The 16,705-nt window shown below is 37.3% G+C and carries 17 protein-coding genes; 16 read left to right on the forward strand and 1 reads right to left on the reverse strand.

Features of this window, described 5'->3' with window-relative positions; translation table 11 throughout:
- Positions 1-27 precede the first annotated feature (27 nt).
- The 7 genes from ispG (at position 28) to V6C17_RS10030 (ending at position 6,937) form a co-directional block, all read left to right on the forward strand.
- The gene (gene ispG / locus V6C17_RS10000; RefSeq protein WP_333522424.1) at positions 28-1,104 is read left to right on the forward strand and encodes a flavodoxin-dependent (E)-4-hydroxy-3-methylbut-2-enyl-diphosphate synthase; all 1,077 of its coding nucleotides are present in this window, start codon (positions 28-30) and stop codon (positions 1,102-1,104) included.
- Positions 1,095-2,801, forward strand: coding sequence for a proline--tRNA ligase (locus tag V6C17_RS10005; RefSeq protein WP_333522425.1), 1,707 nt, complete (start codon positions 1,095-1,097; stop codon positions 2,799-2,801). The genes ispG and V6C17_RS10005 overlap by 10 nt, the downstream gene beginning before the upstream one ends.
- A 112-nt stretch (positions 2,802-2,913) precedes the next feature.
- The gene (locus V6C17_RS10010) at positions 2,914-3,738 is read left to right on the forward strand and encodes an RMD1 family protein (RefSeq protein WP_333522426.1); all 825 of its coding nucleotides are present in this window, start codon (positions 2,914-2,916) and stop codon (positions 3,736-3,738) included.
- Between the two features lie 107 nt (positions 3,739-3,845).
- On the forward strand, positions 3,846-4,226 hold the full coding sequence (locus tag V6C17_RS10015) for a CoA-binding protein (protein ID WP_333522427.1): 381 nt from the start codon (positions 3,846-3,848) through the stop codon (positions 4,224-4,226).
- A 17-nt stretch (positions 4,227-4,243) separates the two neighbouring features.
- The gene (gene trxA / locus V6C17_RS10020; RefSeq protein ID WP_333522428.1) at positions 4,244-4,567 is read left to right on the forward strand and encodes a thioredoxin; all 324 of its coding nucleotides are present in this window, start codon (positions 4,244-4,246) and stop codon (positions 4,565-4,567) included.
- Positions 4,568-4,681: 114 nt separating this feature from the next.
- On the forward strand, positions 4,682-6,610 hold the full coding sequence (gene feoB, locus V6C17_RS10025; protein ID WP_333522429.1) for a ferrous iron transport protein B: 1,929 nt from the start codon (positions 4,682-4,684) through the stop codon (positions 6,608-6,610).
- A 21-nt stretch (positions 6,611-6,631) separates the two neighbouring features.
- Positions 6,632-6,937: a FeoA family protein gene (locus V6C17_RS10030; protein ID WP_333522430.1), complete on the forward strand. Its 306-nt coding sequence runs from the start codon at positions 6,632-6,634 to the stop codon at positions 6,935-6,937.
- A 112-nt stretch (positions 6,938-7,049) separates the two neighbouring features.
- Here V6C17_RS10030 and V6C17_RS10035 read toward each other — a convergent pair whose 3' ends face one another.
- Positions 7,050-7,283 carry a DUF1858 domain-containing protein gene (locus V6C17_RS10035; RefSeq protein ID WP_333522431.1) on the reverse strand — a complete coding sequence of 78 codons (234 nt, stop codon included), beginning with the start codon at positions 7,281-7,283 and terminating at the stop codon, positions 7,050-7,052.
- Positions 7,284-7,531: 248 nt separating this feature from the next.
- Between V6C17_RS10035 and lgt the strand changes: the two genes are divergently transcribed.
- The 9 genes from lgt (at position 7,532) to V6C17_RS10080 (ending at position 16,705) form a co-directional block, all read left to right on the forward strand.
- The gene (gene lgt / locus V6C17_RS10040) at positions 7,532-8,209 is read left to right on the forward strand and encodes a prolipoprotein diacylglyceryl transferase (protein ID WP_333522432.1); all 678 of its coding nucleotides are present in this window, start codon (positions 7,532-7,534) and stop codon (positions 8,207-8,209) included.
- Between the two features lie 47 nt (positions 8,210-8,256).
- Positions 8,257-8,712 (forward strand): YbaK/EbsC family protein, encoded by a 456-nt coding sequence (locus V6C17_RS10045; RefSeq protein ID WP_333522433.1) that lies wholly within the window; start codon positions 8,257-8,259, stop codon positions 8,710-8,712.
- Between the two features lie 44 nt (positions 8,713-8,756).
- Positions 8,757-9,587: a polysaccharide deacetylase family protein gene (locus V6C17_RS10050; protein WP_333522434.1), complete on the forward strand. Its 831-nt coding sequence runs from the start codon at positions 8,757-8,759 to the stop codon at positions 9,585-9,587.
- 166 nt (positions 9,588-9,753) lie between these two features.
- Entirely contained in the window at positions 9,754-10,185 is a 432-nt protein-coding gene (gene mraZ / locus V6C17_RS10055) for a division/cell wall cluster transcriptional repressor MraZ (RefSeq protein ID WP_333522435.1), read from the forward strand.
- Between the two features lie 45 nt (positions 10,186-10,230).
- Positions 10,231-11,163, forward strand: coding sequence for a 16S rRNA (cytosine(1402)-N(4))-methyltransferase RsmH (gene rsmH, locus V6C17_RS10060; protein ID WP_333522436.1), 933 nt, complete (start codon positions 10,231-10,233; stop codon positions 11,161-11,163).
- Positions 11,164-11,205: 42 nt separating this feature from the next.
- Positions 11,206-11,658, forward strand: coding sequence for a cell division protein FtsL (locus V6C17_RS10065; RefSeq protein WP_333522437.1), 453 nt, complete (start codon positions 11,206-11,208; stop codon positions 11,656-11,658).
- 18 nt (positions 11,659-11,676) lie between these two features.
- On the forward strand, positions 11,677-13,770 hold the full coding sequence (locus V6C17_RS10070; RefSeq protein WP_333522438.1) for a stage V sporulation protein D: 2,094 nt from the start codon (positions 11,677-11,679) through the stop codon (positions 13,768-13,770).
- Between the two features lie 83 nt (positions 13,771-13,853).
- Positions 13,854-15,344: a UDP-N-acetylmuramoyl-L-alanyl-D-glutamate--2,6-diaminopimelate ligase gene (locus V6C17_RS10075; protein WP_333522439.1), complete on the forward strand. Its 1,491-nt coding sequence runs from the start codon at positions 13,854-13,856 to the stop codon at positions 15,342-15,344.
- Complete coding sequence (locus V6C17_RS10080; protein ID WP_333522440.1) at positions 15,344-16,705, forward strand: UDP-N-acetylmuramoyl-tripeptide--D-alanyl-D-alanine ligase; 1,362 nt, start codon at positions 15,344-15,346, stop codon at positions 16,703-16,705. Before V6C17_RS10075 ends, V6C17_RS10080 begins: the two co-directional genes overlap by 1 nt.

Genomic DNA, 16,705 nt, shown 5'->3' on the forward strand with positions numbered 1-16,705 from the left:
CGGCAATTTTGATTGCGAGGAATACAAATGAAGAGAAAAAAAACATGTCCTATATACATTGGAGCGGTGCGCATTGGTGGCAATGCGCCCGTTTCTATACAGTCGATGACTAATACAAAAACTGATGATATAGATGCTACTGTAAAACAAATAAATAAGCTCTCGGATGCTGGTTGTGATCTAGTAAGATTAGCAGTGCCAGATATGGCTGCCGCAAGAGCGTTTGAGAAGATAAAAGAAAATGTGACCATTCCTCTTATTGCAGATATACATTTCGATTATAGACTTGCGATTGCCGCCATGGAAAGTGGTGCAGATGCGCTTAGAATTAACCCTGGAAACATCGGTAACTCGGATCATGTTGCCGCAGTTGTCAAAGAAGCCAAAAGGCGCCGTCTACCGATTCGAATTGGCGTAAATGCAGGTTCGTTAGACAAAACCTTATTAGCGAAATATGGACATCCTACTCCAGAAGCAATGGTTCAAAGTGCCATGAATCATATTGCAATCCTAGAAAAACTAGGATTTTATGATATTAAGGTATCATTAAAGGCTCATGATGTTCCTTTAACACTCAAGGCATACCAATTAATGTCTGATACTGTCGACTATCCATTACATTTAGGGATAACGGAAGCAGGAACAGTTAAGTCTGGTGTGATTAAATCTGCTGTAGGAATTGGGGCGCTTTTAGCGCAGGGAATTGGGGATACCATTAGAGTTTCTTTGACTGGTGATCCTGTCGAAGAGATAAAAGTTGCAAATGAAATATTGAAGTCGTTAGGGTTACGAGAATACGGACCGACATTGGTATCGTGTCCGACCTGTGGAAGATGTAGTATAGATTTGGCAGCTATTGCTCAGCAAGTCGAAGATCGTCTAGCTAATTTAAAAAAACCTATTAAAGTTGCTGTAATGGGTTGTGTTGTAAATGGTCCAGGGGAAGCACGTGAAGCTGACATTGGTATTGCGGGCGGTAAAAAGGAAGGTCTAGTATTCCGTAAGGGAGAAATTATCCGTAAAGTACCTGAAAATCAGCTAATTCAAGCACTATTTACTGAAATTGATAGGCTAATTGAGGAGGAGAACAATATATGCGAATGACACAATTGTATGCACCAACTTTAAGAGAAACTCCTGCAGAAGCTGAAGTGATAAGTCATCAGCTTTTATTAAGGGCTGGAATGATCAGAAAAGCAGCCGGTGGCATTTATTCATATCTGCCTTTGGCTTGGCGTGTATTGCGAAAAATAGAAACTATAGTTCGTGAGGAAATGGACAACAAAGGTGGGCAAGAGCTATTAATGCCGATTATGCAGCCAGCGGAATTGTGGTTAGAGACTGGCCGCTGGAATGTCTATGGAGATGAAATGTTTCGTTTGAAGGACCGCCATAACCGCGATTTTTGTTTAGGACCGACACATGAAGAGATGATAACGACACTTGTGCGTTCAGATGTAAGGTCATATCGTCAGTTGCCACTTAGATTATATCAAATCCAAAACAAATATCGTGATGAGATTAGACCAAGATTTGGGCTGATGCGTGGAAGAGAATTTATAATGAAAGATTTATATTCTTTTGATCGAGATGAGATTGGCCTTGAGGAAAGTTATCGAAGTATGTATGATGCTTATACACGAGTATTTTCAAGGTGTGGATTAAAATTTCGTGCCGTTGAGGCAGACGCTGGCGCGATAGGTGGCAGTGGAACTCACGAATTTATGGTCATAGCTGATTCGGGAGAAGCTGGGATAGTTTATTGTAATGATTGCGATTATGCGGCAAATGTGGAAAAAGCAGAGCTGAAGCCAATCTACGCAGCTGAAGAAGAGTTGCTGCCAAAAGCTGTTAAGGATACGCCTGGCATTAAGACAATCAGTGAAATCGCTAAATTCTTAAATATCGAAACTGTTAAAACTATTAAAGCGCTTGCTTATAAAACAGACAAGGGCGTTGTATTAGCATTAGTGCGTGGTGATCATGAGGTAAATGAAATTAAGCTGCAAAATCAGTTGAATTGTTTGACTCTAGAATTGGCAGATGAACAAACTGTTACTGAAGAATTTGAGAGTACTCCAGGCTTTATTGGGCCGGTTGATCTTAAAGGCAAGGTTACAGTTGTAGCTGATTTGACAGTAATGAATATGTTTAATGCTGTTTGCGGTGCAAATAAACCGGATCAGCATATTCTTAATGTTAATCCAAAGCGAGATTTTGAACCTACCATTATTGCTGATATTCGTCTAATTCAAGAGAATGACCCTTGTCCACAATGTGGATCACAATTGAAAACGGCACGAGGTATTGAAGTAGGCCAAGTATTCAAACTATATACTAAATACAGTAAGGCGCTTAAGGCAACTTTCCTGGATGAGAACGGAAAGGAAAAGCCAATGGTAATGGGATGCTACGGTATCGGTGTGAGCCGAACAATGGCAGCGGCTATTGAGCAAAATTATGATGATAACGGAATTGTGTGGCCAGTTTCTATAGCGCCGTATTCAGTCGCTGTTATTCCTGTAAGTGCAAAGGATTCAGAGCAGCTTTCTTTAGCTGAGAAAATATACGCTGAGCTTAATAATAACGGAGTAGATACAGTGCTTGATGATCGGAATGAACGACCTGGCGTTAAATTTAAAGATGCAGATCTAATTGGATATCCAATCAAAATTACAGTAGGCCCGAAAACTGTTAGTGAGAAATTAATTGAAGTTAAAATCAGACGTACAGGCGAAGTGCACTACTTCAGTCTGCAAAGCTATATAGAAGATGTAAAAGCACTTCTTTCAAAGCTTTAATTATTAGCGTGATTTTTATCACGCTTTTTTATTAATATAATATTTTGGATACAAATATTTTTACTGTAACTGGAAAAAATATTATGTGTCATTCTGTCTAGGATGGTGTTTTATGATACATGCCGAATTTAAAGCTGTTGTTGTGTCAAATGAAATAAATTTGAATAAGATTGCCCAGCACTTTGGGATAAATCGTAACTTTAAGTGGGAAGAATCGCTTGCCCTAAATGATCAATTCTTAAAAGGAATAGTTCAACAAACTCGCAATAAAGTAGTTTATATATTTCCGTTTGGTAGTATGGTTTTTATCAATTTTCAACACCATGAACAAATGGATGTTCTTAATTATCTGAAAAGAGTTCAGCCGGATATTAACATAGTTGATGACTTCAAATATACAGATGATTATAATTTAGAAATTAAACCCGGCGCAGAACAAACGATCACCAATGATTTAATGATAACAGACCAAAATGCTGAATATCTTATGGAGATTATTGCAACTGTATTAGCTAAATCAGTTGCTTTAGAAAAGATAGAATTAGACATTGGATATTTACTGGATGAGATTGAATATATAGTTGCAAAGCTTCAACAAGGCGAATTAGCATTTTCCGATGAAAAATTAGCTAAGATTTCTGGTAGTATATTAGGCTTTAAGCTTAATACAATCTCATATCTTATGTTGTTAGACAAACCTGATATCACTTGGGTCAACGATGATGCAAGCAATATATTTATTAATTTCACTAATTTATTTGAATTAGATGACAGATATAGAACTATTCTTGATAAAACAGCAACCTTAATGGATATTACTGAGGTGTTTTCTGGACTTGCGAATGCAAACCGTGGCAATAAATTAGAATGGGCTATAATCATTTTAATAGCAATAGAGATTATTATTTCTTTAGTAGAGAAGTTTTTTGGTCACTAATATGAATTTTCCTAATATACTGTAGTGGTAACAAGGTGTATTAGGAATGTTCCTTATTGACCATGGTAATATATGACAATATAATTATTATGTAGGGGGAACAAATTTTGAACCATATTGAAGAAATGCTACAGTCAAAAACTTGGGCAGTTGTTGGAGCTACCGATAATACACAGAAATTTGGGTATAAAATTTTTAAATGCCTAGTGAATAACAAGATCCAGGTATTTGCAGTAAACCCAGGTGTTTCTGAAATTCTTGGTCATAAATGTTACCCAAGCCTAAAAGATTTACCACAAAGGCCAGATGCTGTAAACGTTGTTGTACCACCCCGTGTAGGTGAACAAATTATGCATGAATGTGCTGAACTAGGGATTATGAATATTTGGTTACAGCCTGGTGCTGATACAGCAGAATTGATAGAACTTGGCCAGCAGCTTGGGCTAAATGTGGTGAGCAATGCCTGTATTATGATCGAGCTTAAATAATTAAGGGGGAATCTAATATGGCAAATGTAATTAGTATCAACGAAGAAAACTTTAATGATGAAGTAATTGATTCTAGCCTACCAGTTTTAGTGGATTTTTGGGCACCTTGGTGCGGTTATTGCACAAAGTTATCGCCAGTTTTTGATGATTTAGCTCAAGAATTAGGGCAGAGTATTAAATTAGTAAAAATAAATGTAGACGACAACCGAAAACTAGCTGAGAAACATGGGGTAATGAGTTTGCCGACAATTTTATTATTCTCGGACGGAGAACAAGTAGAAAAAATCGTTGGATTTCTTCCTAAGGCAGCGATTGTTGCTAAAATTAAACCTTATATATAAATAAAAAATGCGTATCGGAAAACCGATACGCATTTTTTATTTATACACATATTTAGAACTTAGCTTGAATAGAAAGTAAAGTACAAATTCGAAATAGGCTAGGGGGAAACATATATGTCTTCTGTCATACTTGTTGGGACTCCTAATGTAGGTAAAAGCGCAATCTTTAATTATTTGACAGGAGCTTACACTACAGTATCTAATTATCCAGGGACAACAGTCGACATTCTACGTGGCCGTGCTAAAATTAATAAAAAGAGCTACGAAGTAATAGATACTCCAGGGTTATATTCTTTAATACCATTTACAGAGGAAGAAAGAGTAACACGTAGTTTGCTGGAGAAGGAAAAAGCCGATAGTGTAATACACGTAATTGATACTAAAAACATCAGACGTATGTTAGGGATGACGATCCAATTAATTGAGGCAGAATTGCCTGTAATACTTGATTTAAATGTTATAGATGAATCAAAACGGCTCGGAGTTGAAATAAACACTAGTCTTCTTTCGGAAATTTTGGGAGTACCCGTTGCGACTACTTCTGCAATCCGAAAAATTGGGTTAGACAATCTTAGAAATTTAATTAAGAACTATAAATATAATAAACCAGTTGTTTTTAATTTCTCAGATAATATAGAAGCTGCAATATCAAACATAATCACCATGATAAAACATTCCTACGGGTTTTCCTTACGCACTGCAGCAGTACTTCTAATATCGGGCGATCCTATAATGCACAAAAGGGTAGAAAAAGAAGAGCAGTACTTTGAAATTTTAAATGAAATTAAATTACTTCAGGAATGTTACCAGACATCTTTAAACGCAGTGTTAGCGTTGCAAAGGCAAGAAGTAGTGGATCGAATTTTGAACCATGTAATGACAAAGCAAAAGCAGTCAAATATATGCTTTAATGAAATTCTTGGACGTTATACTAGGGAACCACTTACTGGAATTCCAATTCTTTGTTTCGTGCTATACTTTGGTCTTTATCTGATCGTTGGGAAATTTGGGGCTGGTTTTTTGGTTGATTATCTGGACAAAAATATTTTTGAAGTTTTAATTTCACCAACAGTTGAATTCTATACAAATAGATATATCGAATGGGATTGGCTTAAATCATTGATAGTTGGTGAATATGGTATATTTTCACTAGGTATACGTTATGCGTTTGTTATTATTCTACCGATTGTTGGGACCTTTTTCCTTGTTTTTGCAATACTTGAAGATAGCGGATATTTGCCAAGGCTGGCAATGTTGGTTGATAGGGTTTTTAAAAAGTTTGGTTTAAATGGTCGGGCGATAATTCCAATTACCCTAGGTACTGGTTGCGGTACTATGGGGGTAATGGTTACGCGAACTTTAGAAAGTAAAAGAGAACGTATTCTAGCTACTTTTTTAATAGCCTTGACAGTACCATGCTCTGCTCAACTTGGAGTTATATTGTCACTCTTGTCCCACAACGATAAATCACTGTCCATTTGGGCAGCGTATATAGTATGTATTTTCGTATTAGTAGGATGGATTAGTGCACGAATATTACCAGGCAACATAAGCTGCTTTTATATGGAGTTACCGCCGTTAAGACTTCCTTTAATCGCTAATATTGTAAAAAAAGCATGGACTAGAATGTTTTGGTATTTTTTTGAGATTCTGCCAGTATTCATATTAACAAGTTTTGTCATGTGGACGCTTGACTATTTCGGCTTCTTAAAAAATATTATTATGAATATTGGGCCGATTATATCAATGTTAGGGTTACCTAGCGATACGGCAGAAGCTTTTTTACTAGGATTTTTCCGCCGTGATTATGGGGCTGCCGGATTATATGATCTATGCAGCCAAGGTATACTATCTGATAATCAACTTTTAGTCGCTGCAGTAACGTTGACACTTTTTGTCCCATGCGTTGCGCAGCTTGCAGTAATGGTTAAGGAACGAGGATTAGTTGCATCTGCAGTTATGGTTTTAATAATAGCAGGCATAGCGTTTCTTTCAGGATACTTTATTAATTGGTTATTAGTGGCGAACAGCATTATACTGTAAAGGCTAAGAGGAGCTGGATTTATGTCGGAAATATTGCCGGTAGTTTTATGCAGAGTTGGCCAAATAGCGAATGTAGTTGAAGTGAGAGCAGCAGATGAGGCTATAGTACGCAAATTAGCTGCGTTTGGTATATTACCGGGAACACAAATTACAATTATACAAAATAGTCCTGCCTATGTGATACGGGTAGAACATACAGAGCTAGCAGTTGATAGAATTATAGCAAGTACAATTTTCGTAAAAAAATTTCAATCGTGCACGGATTATAATAAATTATTTTACGGCTCATGGAACAAGTTTGTTACTTTAATAAAAAGAATGCTATGATTATAATTCGTTATTGTGGCAGAATGAGTAAACATCAAAGCTTCTTTATAATAAAAATAAGACTTGGCAAATCGCCAAGTCTTATTTTTATTATATCCGAATGAAATTTAGGTTATTTGTCGCAGCCACAACCGCAACCGCAGTGACTTTCGCCACCAACAGCTTTATTTAAATCAGCGATTAAAGCATCAATATTAATGCCATGTGCTGAAGCTCCTTGTTCGACGTTTTCGAAACGAGCAGCAGAGCAACCAAGACAACCCATGCCGTATTTGCGGAAAACTTCGACTGTTTGCGGGAAATTTTGTACAATTTCAATAATACTCATATCTTTAGTTATGCTCATGGAATTTATCCTCCCTTTGTAGTGGTATATATTGGACAAAATTATTATAGCACAGACCAATTTTATTGTCATATGCTTTTAAATAAGTATTACTAGTTAATTATATATTTTTATACCAATAACGATAAGTGTTTAGGCATTATAGTACATTTTAACCTATTTTGAAGACATATATACGAATTTGTACTAGTATTTTTAGCAGGTCCGATGTAAAATATTTTTTGACAATATTTTAGTTGGGAGCAGAAATGAATATAACGGCTTTTTCTATTGGCATATTGAGTTTTCATTGGTACGGCATAATAATAGCAATTGCAATTACTGTTGGGTTAGCAGCAAGTCTATGGCAGGCTAAATTACACAATGCCCCGTTAGAGCCTCTTTTCGATTTTTCCCTATGTGTTATTCCAGTATCTCTTATCTTTGCTAGAGTTTTTTATGTTGTTTCTAACTGGTCTTTATATCAGTTGAATTTATTAGAAAGCTTATATGTATGGCACGGTGGTTTATCAATTTATGGAGCAATTATAGGTTTTTTCTTTGCAGTTTATTTTTTTACACACTTAAACAATCTTTCGTTTCTGTATTGGGCCGATATTTTGTCCCCTGGTTTAGCGCTTGGTCAGGCTATTGGAATTTGGGCAAACTTTGTTAATCAAGAAGTGTTTGGCTTCCCGACAGATGTAAAATGGGGCATATACATTGACTATGCCTTTCGGCCAGCAGGCTTTGAACAGTATGATTATTTCCACCCAATATTTCTGTATGAGTCAGGCTGGTTATTAGCAACATTTCTATTGCTGACTATTTGTGGATTATCTTATCGCAAAAATTACTATAATACCCAGGGAAAACTCTTTCTTTGTTATATTATACTTTTCTTAATAGGTCATTTTTCTTTTTCTTATTTCACTCTTAGTAATTGAGTTTTTAAAAAGTTTCAACAATCGGATAAGTGCAGGAGGATCTAGAAGTGCCGATAAAGCGTGTGGAAAATTTCTTAAATCAATATCCTGACTTGAAAGTGATTTTATTTGATAGTAGCACTCATACTTCACAGATGGCTGCTGAAACGCTAGGTGTAGAAGTTGGGCAAATAGCTAAGACGTTAGTTTTTACTGCAGATGGACAGGGAGTAATTATTGTTACCTGTGGTGATAAAAAAGTTGACACAAAACGGTTGTCAAAAATATTAGGCGTTAGAAAAGTTAGATTTGCCGATGCTGAAACTGTAAGAGAATTGACAGGCTTTTTGCCTGGGGGCGTTTCGCCTATTGGGTTATTAAGTGATATTCCTCTATATCTTGATAAAAGTTTGTTTTGTTATGACTTAGTTTACGCGGCAGCAGGAACAGCAAATTCCTCGCTTCCTATTTCTCCACAGCGGCTGGCACTAATAACACATGGAAATGTTATTGATGTATGTTAGTAAATTTAACATGATGATTTACAACGGAAAGGAGCCTCCTAATTTTGATAAAAAGCCATAGGCGATTATTTGTTTGTAAAGCTGTAGCAATAGTTTTAATGTTGTTGCTTGTCGCTATAGGCTTAGTTGGTTCAAGAGCCAGTTCAATTAGTGTAAACAGCAATTTAACAAAAAATAGCCGCATAAATATTCCTATACTTAACTATCATAAGGTAGATGACCAGAATATTGCATTGTCAGTATCACCTCAAGAATTTGACGAACAAATGGGGTACTTAAAATCACAGGGTTATAATACTATTTCGCCTGATGTATTTTTATCATATATAAAAGGTGGCCAAAATCTTCCTCCAAAACCGATTATTATAACGTTCGATGATGGTTATTTAGATAATTATTCTAATGCATATCCAATTTTAAAAAAATACGGTTTTACAGCAACTATATTTTTAGTCACAAATTTAATAGGAAATGATAGTAGATTTATGAATTGGGACCAAGTTAGAGAGATGCAGCAAAGTGGCTTTATCTTTGGCTCGCATACTGTGAATCATACCCCTTTGACTAAAATAAGCACTAACAGCGTTAAAAATGAACTAATACAATCGCGTGCTAAAATTAAAAAAGAACTTGGATACGAACCATGCTTTTTTGCTTATCCTACTGGCGCATATGATTTAAATTCGATGAAATTAGTTCGCGAAGCTGGTTATGATGCAGCTTTTACTATCAGATATGGACAAGTCGGACCAGAGAGTAATCTATATGCATTAGAGAGAATTCCAATTTTCAAAGGCCAAAGAACCTTTCAAAGTTTTTTTGTTCGGTTAAAGTTTGCCGCAGTATTAGAGCGATTAGGTGCTATTAGAAACTAAACAGGACCAGTGACCTAGTAAAGTAGGTTTTATAACTTAATATACAGAAAAATAAAAATCCTTCATTAATTATGAAGGATTTTTATTTTTTTTCCAGAAGATACTATTTATGTGGTGTATAGTGGTGTATTGTGGTGAATAAAACGAACTTGGTGGTGTTGTTGCCGTGCTAATGGGAGAGTATTTGCATACTGTCGATAATAAAGGCCGGATAATATTGCCATCAAAGTTGCGTGATGAACTTGGAGACAGTTTTATCTTAACAAAGGGATTAGATAATTGCTTGTTCGTATATAGTAAAGAAGAATGGGCAATTCTAGAGAATAAATTAAAGCAGCTGCCACTAGCAAAACCAGAAGCTCGAGCCTTTGTTAGATTCTTTTTTGCTGGTGCCGCTGAATTAGAGTGTGATAAACAAGGGAGAGTCTTACTTCCTAATAATCTTAGGGAATATGCGAAGTTAGAAAAAGACGTTGCAGTAATTGGTGTTTCAAATAGAGTTGAAATATGGAGCAAAGAATTGTGGGATAAATATAACGAAGAGGTTGGCCCAACAGTTACCCAGATTGCCGAAGATTTAGCAGGTCTTGGAATATAGTCGTTTTAATAATTTATGTTAATAGTATGAGGTGAATATTTTATTGTGGAATTTCATCATATAAGTGTGCTAATGGAAGAAACTCTTTCCGCACTAATTACAAATCCTGACGGAATATATGTCGATTGTACGTTAGGTGGCAGTGGACATGCAAAACGAATAGTTGATAAACTGAGCAGCAAAGGTCGTTTTATCGGAATTGATCAAGATCCTGCTGCTATTGCTGTGGGAAAAGCTAGGTTAGCAGATGCTATTTGCCGAGTAGATATAGTTAACAATAACTTTAGTAATATCAGTAAGATTCTTGACGAACTTAATATAGATTATGTAGACGGTATATTGTTTGATTTAGGGGTATCTTCTCATCAGTTGGATGTAGCAGAAAGAGGATTTTCTTATATGCAAGATGCATCATTAGACATGAGGATGAATCCAAATCAAGATTTATCAGCTTTTGATATAGTTAATAAGTATAGTGAAGACGAGTTAACTCGCATTATTTTCGAATATGGCGAAGAAAGATGGGCTAAACGTATTGCCAAGCTTATTGTAGAGGCACGCCAGGTAACTACAATAAATACAACCGGTCAGCTTGTAGATGTTATTAAGAGAGCTATTCCAGCTGCAGCGAGGCGAGAAGGGCCACACCCAGCAAAACGCACTTTCCAGGCAATTCGTATCGAGGTAAATAACGAATTAGATATGCTCAAAGACGTGTTTACTGATGCTGTTACCAGACTTAGAAAGCATGGACGTTTATGTATAATAACATTTCATTCACTTGAGGACCGTATAGCTAAAAAGACATTGCAGAATCTCGCGAAAACGTGCGTTTGTCCTCCTCGGATTCCAATCTGCATTTGTAAGCAAGAGGCTCAGCTCAAATTAATAGGTAAGCCGATTGCACCTTCAGAAAACGAAACTAATGAAAACCCTAGAGCTCGTAGTGCAAAGTTACGCGTCGCAGAAAAATTATGATCTATTAGTATCTGTTCTAATTTTTTGGAGGGGGAAATACACATGTTAGTAAGCAAAAAGCAAGAATGGGAAATGTATCAACAAGAAACCGCCCCTGTACCCACAGTTGCTAAACCAAGTGTTAATAGAGCTTTACGTACGCGATGTCTAATTATTGCAGCATTGATAACAATGATTGCAATGTTTGTCACGGTACGGAGTGAAGCTATAATAAGAGCTGGATACGATTTAGTTCAGGTAAAGGCCATGCTGATAAAAGCTGAAAAGGAAAATGAACTTTTAAGGTTGGATATTGCTAAACTAAAATCCCCTCAGCGTATTCAGGAAATTGCCACAAGGGAATTAGGTATGGTAGTACCGACTAATGTTTATTGTGCGGCTAATGCTTCTGAAACAACAATGGCTAGTGCTGTTACAGTGAATGAAAACGGTCTGCTAGATAATTTGGTTAGTGCTATTAAGTCAGGAAAAGCGGAGGCTAGTAAAGTACGTTAAAATAAAAATATGGGGGAGATGTTATTGGCGTCAGCAACACATGTTACCATAAGGAAAAGAGTGACAGTATTTTTTCTTTTTGTGTCGGTAATAATGATTGGCCTTGGTTGCCGTTTAATGTATCTCCAATTTTATCGCAGTGGTTGGCTTACTGAAAACGCCATAGATCAGCGCATACGTGATATTCCGGTCGAGGCAAAAAGGGGTGTAATATACGACCGAAATGGCAAAGAACTGGCAGTAAGTCTGAGCACAGAATCAGTTTATGCTATACCTGCAGAAATACGCAACGCCGACGATACAGCAGCCAAATTGGCTGCTATTTTAGCGTTAGACAAAGATAAGCTTTCAGCTAAACTAAAGAAACGTCAAGCATTTACTTGGATAAAGCGAAAAGTAGATGACAACATTGCAAGAGAAATAAAAAAGCTTAATTTGCCGGGTATTGGTTTAACTCAAGAAGGACGCAGATATTACCCACATGATAATTTAGCTGCGCATATATTAGGATTTACCGGTATTGACAGTCAAGGTTTAGATGGTGTCGAAATGACTTTCGATAATTATTTGCGTGGACGTCCAGGCAGTATCGTTGTAGAATATGACGCCAGAGGCAGAGAGATTCCTTATGCAAATCATCGTTTTGCAGCACCGACAGAAGGAAATAATATTTACTTAACTATCGACTTAGTGATACAGCAAATTATTGAGCGCGAGCTCGAAAAAGTAATGAAGGAAACACAAGCTAAGGCTGCTACTATTATTGTTATGCAGCCAAAAACTGGTGAGATATTAGCTTTAGCAAATCGCCCTGACTATAATCCCAACAAGTTCGCAGAGTATCCATCAAAATTATGGCGTAATGTTGCGGTATCAAATGCTTATGAACCAGGTTCTACTTTTAAAATTTTAACTACTACGGCTGTTTTAGGCGAAAAGGTTGTAAAACTGGACGAACGTTTCTTTGATCCTGGTGGTATAGAAGTTCAGGGAAGAACAATTCATTGTTGGAAACATGGTGGTCATGGTAGTCAATCTTTTCAAGAGGTTGTCGAAAATTCGTGTAATACTGGATTTGTAACGGCGGGGTTGAGATTAGGCAGGGATCCCTTCTATCGATACTTGGAAGCGTTCGGTTTAGGTAAAACTACGGCTATCGATCTGCCTGGCGAGGCTAAAGGTATAATGATCGATCAAAACAAGGCCACACCGATAAATATAGCTACAATGTCTATGGGGCAGAGTATTGCTGTAACACCAATTCAGCTCATTTCCGCAGTGTCAGCGGTTGCCAATGATGGACAGAGAAATCGTCCGCAGATTGTGCGCGAGGTACGTGGAATTAATGGTGAACTTATTCGTGGTTTTCAGCCTGACACTTTAAATCAAGTAATAGATAAATCTACAGCTCAGCAAGTAAAAAGTGTTTTAGAGAGTGTCGTAGCAAATGGCACAGGTCGAAATGCTTATATAGACGGGTATCGCATTGCTGGGAAAACAGGAACCGCCCAGAAGGTTGGTGCAGGAGGATATGTTCCCGGTAAATATGTTGCGTCTTTTACTGGTTTTGCTCCAGCTGATGATCCTCAAGTTGCTATGCTTGTTGTGATTGATGAGCCAGTAGGGCTATATTATGGCGGACAGATAGCTGCACCTGTTTTTGGCGCTGTTATGAAGGATATTCTTCAATACCTAAAGGTCACTCCAATTATTACACAAAATGAAAAAGGTAGTATCATATTAGAGCATGTAACTGTACCTAGCTTAATTAATTTGTTAGTTCCAGATGCAGTCAAAGAGTTAAAGAAATTGAATTTAAATGCTAGGATAGAAGAAACCGGTGAACGTATAGCCGATCAAATTCCTAAACCAGGTAGTAGATTGCCTCAAGGATCTAATGTTCTTTTGTATACGCTAACGCCAAGATACGAATCTGGTGAAGTGACTTTACCTGATTTTACTGGCCGTTCGCAGAAAGAAATTTCAGAAATACTAGCCGAATTAGGACTTACAATAAATCCAACTGGCGATGGTCAATTGGCAACAAAGCAAGATCCTCGGGCTGGAAGCAAAGTTCTGCCAGGGACTATTGTAACGGTTTTCTTTGAGTAGCCTAAATTGGACTTTTTAAGTCACTTAAGATAAAATTGGTAATATTGGTAATAATAGTTTTATACTCACAGGGAGGCCTTGCTATGGAAAAAAGCTTAGAAAGTATTATATCTCTAATACCTGAAGCCGAAGTGGCTGGGGATAGAAATAGAATTATAAAGGCGATAGCCTACGACTCTAGGGAAGTAGTACCAGGCACGCTTTTTATATGTTTAGCAGGTGCAAAGGTAGATGGTCACGACTTCATTGATCAGGCCTATGCTTCTGGCGCAGTAGCAGTTTTGGTTGAAAAAAATGTTCAGACACCTGCTGGGGTGACTGTGATAAAAGTTAGAAGTACTAGGGATGCAATGAAAAATATTGCCCCATATTTTTACGACTATCCCGCCCGTAAGCTGCGCATGATCGGTATTACCGGTACGAACGGTAAAACAACAACAACATATCTTATTAGAAGTATTTTGAATAAAGCCGGATTTAAGGTTGGTGTTATTGGGACTATTCAGACTTTAATTGAAGAGCGGGTTTTACCTGCTAAAAATACTACGCCCGACGTAATAGAACTGCAAAAGTTGCTTTCGGAGATGGTAGAAAACCAAATTGACTATGTAGTTATGGAAGTCTCGTCACATGCTTTAGCTCTAGATAGAATTGCTGGTTGTGAATTTGATGTAGGGGTATTCACTAATATTAGTCGAGATCATCTTGATTTCCATGTTACTTTTGACAAATACATTGAGGCTAAGGCAATACTTTTCAAAAATCTTAATAATGATACTAATGTCAAACAGAATAAAGCTGCCGTTATTAATCTGGATGATGATGCGGGAAAAACCATGTTGGATAATACCACATGCCGTTCAATTACCTATAGTATAAATAGTGAGTCCGACATTAAAGCACACAACATTGATATTTTAGCATCGGGAGCTGTCTTTGATGTAAAGTATTGGCTTGGTGAGATTTCACTCAACTTAAAGATAACTGGTATATTTAATGTCTATAATGTTATGGGGGCAATAGGAGCAGCTTTAGCCGAAGGTGTAGAAGCTAATATCATTGAGCAAGCACTAATAAGCTTTGATAGTGTACCAGGACGGTTTGAACTAGTCGATGAAGGGCAGCCTTTTAGCGTAATTGTTGACTATGCTCATACTCCTGATGGATTAGAAAACATTTTGCAGACAGCAAAGCAATTTGCAAAGAAGCGTATTGTTGTTGTTTTTGGCTGTGGTGGCGACAGAGACCGCACGAAAAGACCTATTATGGGTAAAATAGCAGCAGAGTTATCAGATGTAGTAATCGCTACATCTGATAACCCACGCAGTGAAGATCCTGAATTTATTCTATCGGAAATAGAAGTGGGCATTAAGCAAGGGCTGTCTAATAATAAGCAGTATGAAAAAATTGTAGATAGAAGGCAGGCAATAACGCGAGCTTTAGCAGTTGCCGGTCGTGACGATATTGTAATTATTGCAGGTAAAGGACACGAAAACTACCAGATACTCAAAACTGAAACTATTTCGTTTGATGATAAAGAAGTAGCTCGGCAAATTCTCAGGGGGATGGTTTAATGGCTGAGTTTACGGTAAGTGATGTTTGTAATGCAACTGGCGGTAAATCGAAAAGTAATTTTAGGACTGAGTTTTCAGGTATTTCTACCGATACAAGGACGATAAAATCAGGTAATTTGTTTGTTGCATTAGTCGGGGAACAATTTGACGGTCATAATTTTATTGATAAAGCAATTGAAAAGGGTGCTGCAGGTATATTAATAAGTTCTTGCCTAAGCAATAGTTATGGCAACAATATAGCCATAATAGAAGTTGAAAATACCTTAAAAGCTTACCAAGATATTGCTGCATATCACCGTAATCGATTTAAAATACCTGTGATAGCAATTACAGGATCCAATGGTAAAACAACTACAAAGGATCTTACGGCAGCTGTTTTATCTAGCCGTTTCACGGTCTTAAAGACTCAGGCAAACTATAATAATGAAATCGGGCTTCCCTATACACTTCTAAATCTTAATAATGACCATGAGGTAGCTGTGGTTGAAATGGGAATGCGTGGTTTAGGAGAAATTCGAGAACTAGCTGAAATCGCCAGACCAACGATGGGGATTGTAACTAATGTTGGTGAGACTCATATCGAACTTCTTGGTTCGGTTCAGAATATCGCAAATGCCAAAGCGGAGCTAGTCGAGTCTCTTTCCCAAGACGGGGTAGCCATACTAAACGCCGATAATAGATTAGTTAGCGATATGCGTTCTAAAACCTGTGCTCGTATTCTTTTATATGGTATTGAAAGTCAGTGTGATGTAAAGGCCGATAATATAAGAACTAATGAACTCCAAACCAGATTTGAATGTAAAACTACCAAAGGTACATTCGAAGTTGTAGTTCCAGCCATAGGTAGGCATAATGTTTATAATGCACTTGCTGCAATTGCCGCTGGCTTAGAATTAGGCTTAACTTTTAATGAAATTAAAGATGGTTTAAAAAGCTTTTCACCTAGTGCTATGCGTCTTTCTATAGATAAGATTGGCCCTTATAAAGTTATTAACGATGCCTATAATGCCAGCCCGATGTCTATGAATGCCGCAATCGATACCTTGATTGAGGTAGCTGGGGCAAGAAGTATTGCCGTTCTTGGAGATATGTTAGAATTAGGCGAATTTGCGATTGAAGCACATCGGCAAATTGGAAAGAAGTTAGCCGAGTGCGGAGTTAATGTTGTAGTTACAGTTGGCGAGTGTGCAAAGCACATTTCTGAAACTGCGAAAAAGAGTGGAATCAATGCCGCCGTTTCCTGTGACAGTCATGATCAAGCCAAAGAATATCTACAAACTATACTAAAACCGGGTGATACCATTCTTATAAAAGGTTCACGCGGCATGAAAATGGAAAAAATACTAGAAAAGTTGATGTAA

It is taken from the genome of Dendrosporobacter sp. 1207_IL3150, from assembly GCF_036763085.1.
GTDB lineage: Bacteria > Bacillota > Negativicutes > DSM-1736 > Dendrosporobacteraceae > JBAIYU01.

Excerpts from the sequence above, each read along its gene's own strand:
- ispG (WP_333522424.1), top strand. The coding sequence starts at position 28 with ATGAAGAGAAAAAAAACATGTCCTATATACATTGGAGCGGTGCGCATT.
- V6C17_RS10005 (WP_333522425.1), top strand. The coding sequence starts at position 1,095 with ATGCGAATGACACAATTGTATGCACCAACTTTAAGAGAAACTCCTGCA.
- V6C17_RS10010 (WP_333522426.1), top strand. The coding sequence starts at position 2,914 with ATGATACATGCCGAATTTAAAGCTGTTGTTGTGTCAAATGAAATAAAT.
- trxA (WP_333522428.1), top strand. The coding sequence starts at position 4,244 with ATGGCAAATGTAATTAGTATCAACGAAGAAAACTTTAATGATGAAGTA.
- feoB (WP_333522429.1), top strand. The coding sequence starts at position 4,682 with ATGTCTTCTGTCATACTTGTTGGGACTCCTAATGTAGGTAAAAGCGCA.
- V6C17_RS10030 (WP_333522430.1), top strand. The coding sequence starts at position 6,632 with ATGTCGGAAATATTGCCGGTAGTTTTATGCAGAGTTGGCCAAATAGCG.
- V6C17_RS10035 (WP_333522431.1), bottom strand. The coding sequence starts at position 7,283 with ATGAGCATAACTAAAGATATGAGTATTATTGAAATTGTACAAAATTTC.
- lgt (WP_333522432.1), top strand. The coding sequence starts at position 7,532 with ATGAATATAACGGCTTTTTCTATTGGCATATTGAGTTTTCATTGGTAC.
- V6C17_RS10065 (WP_333522437.1), top strand. The coding sequence starts at position 11,206 with ATGTTAGTAAGCAAAAAGCAAGAATGGGAAATGTATCAACAAGAAACC.
- V6C17_RS10070 (WP_333522438.1), top strand. The coding sequence starts at position 11,677 with ATGTTATTGGCGTCAGCAACACATGTTACCATAAGGAAAAGAGTGACA.
- V6C17_RS10075 (WP_333522439.1), top strand. The coding sequence starts at position 13,854 with ATGGAAAAAAGCTTAGAAAGTATTATATCTCTAATACCTGAAGCCGAA.
- V6C17_RS10080 (WP_333522440.1), top strand. The coding sequence starts at position 15,344 with ATGGCTGAGTTTACGGTAAGTGATGTTTGTAATGCAACTGGCGGTAAA.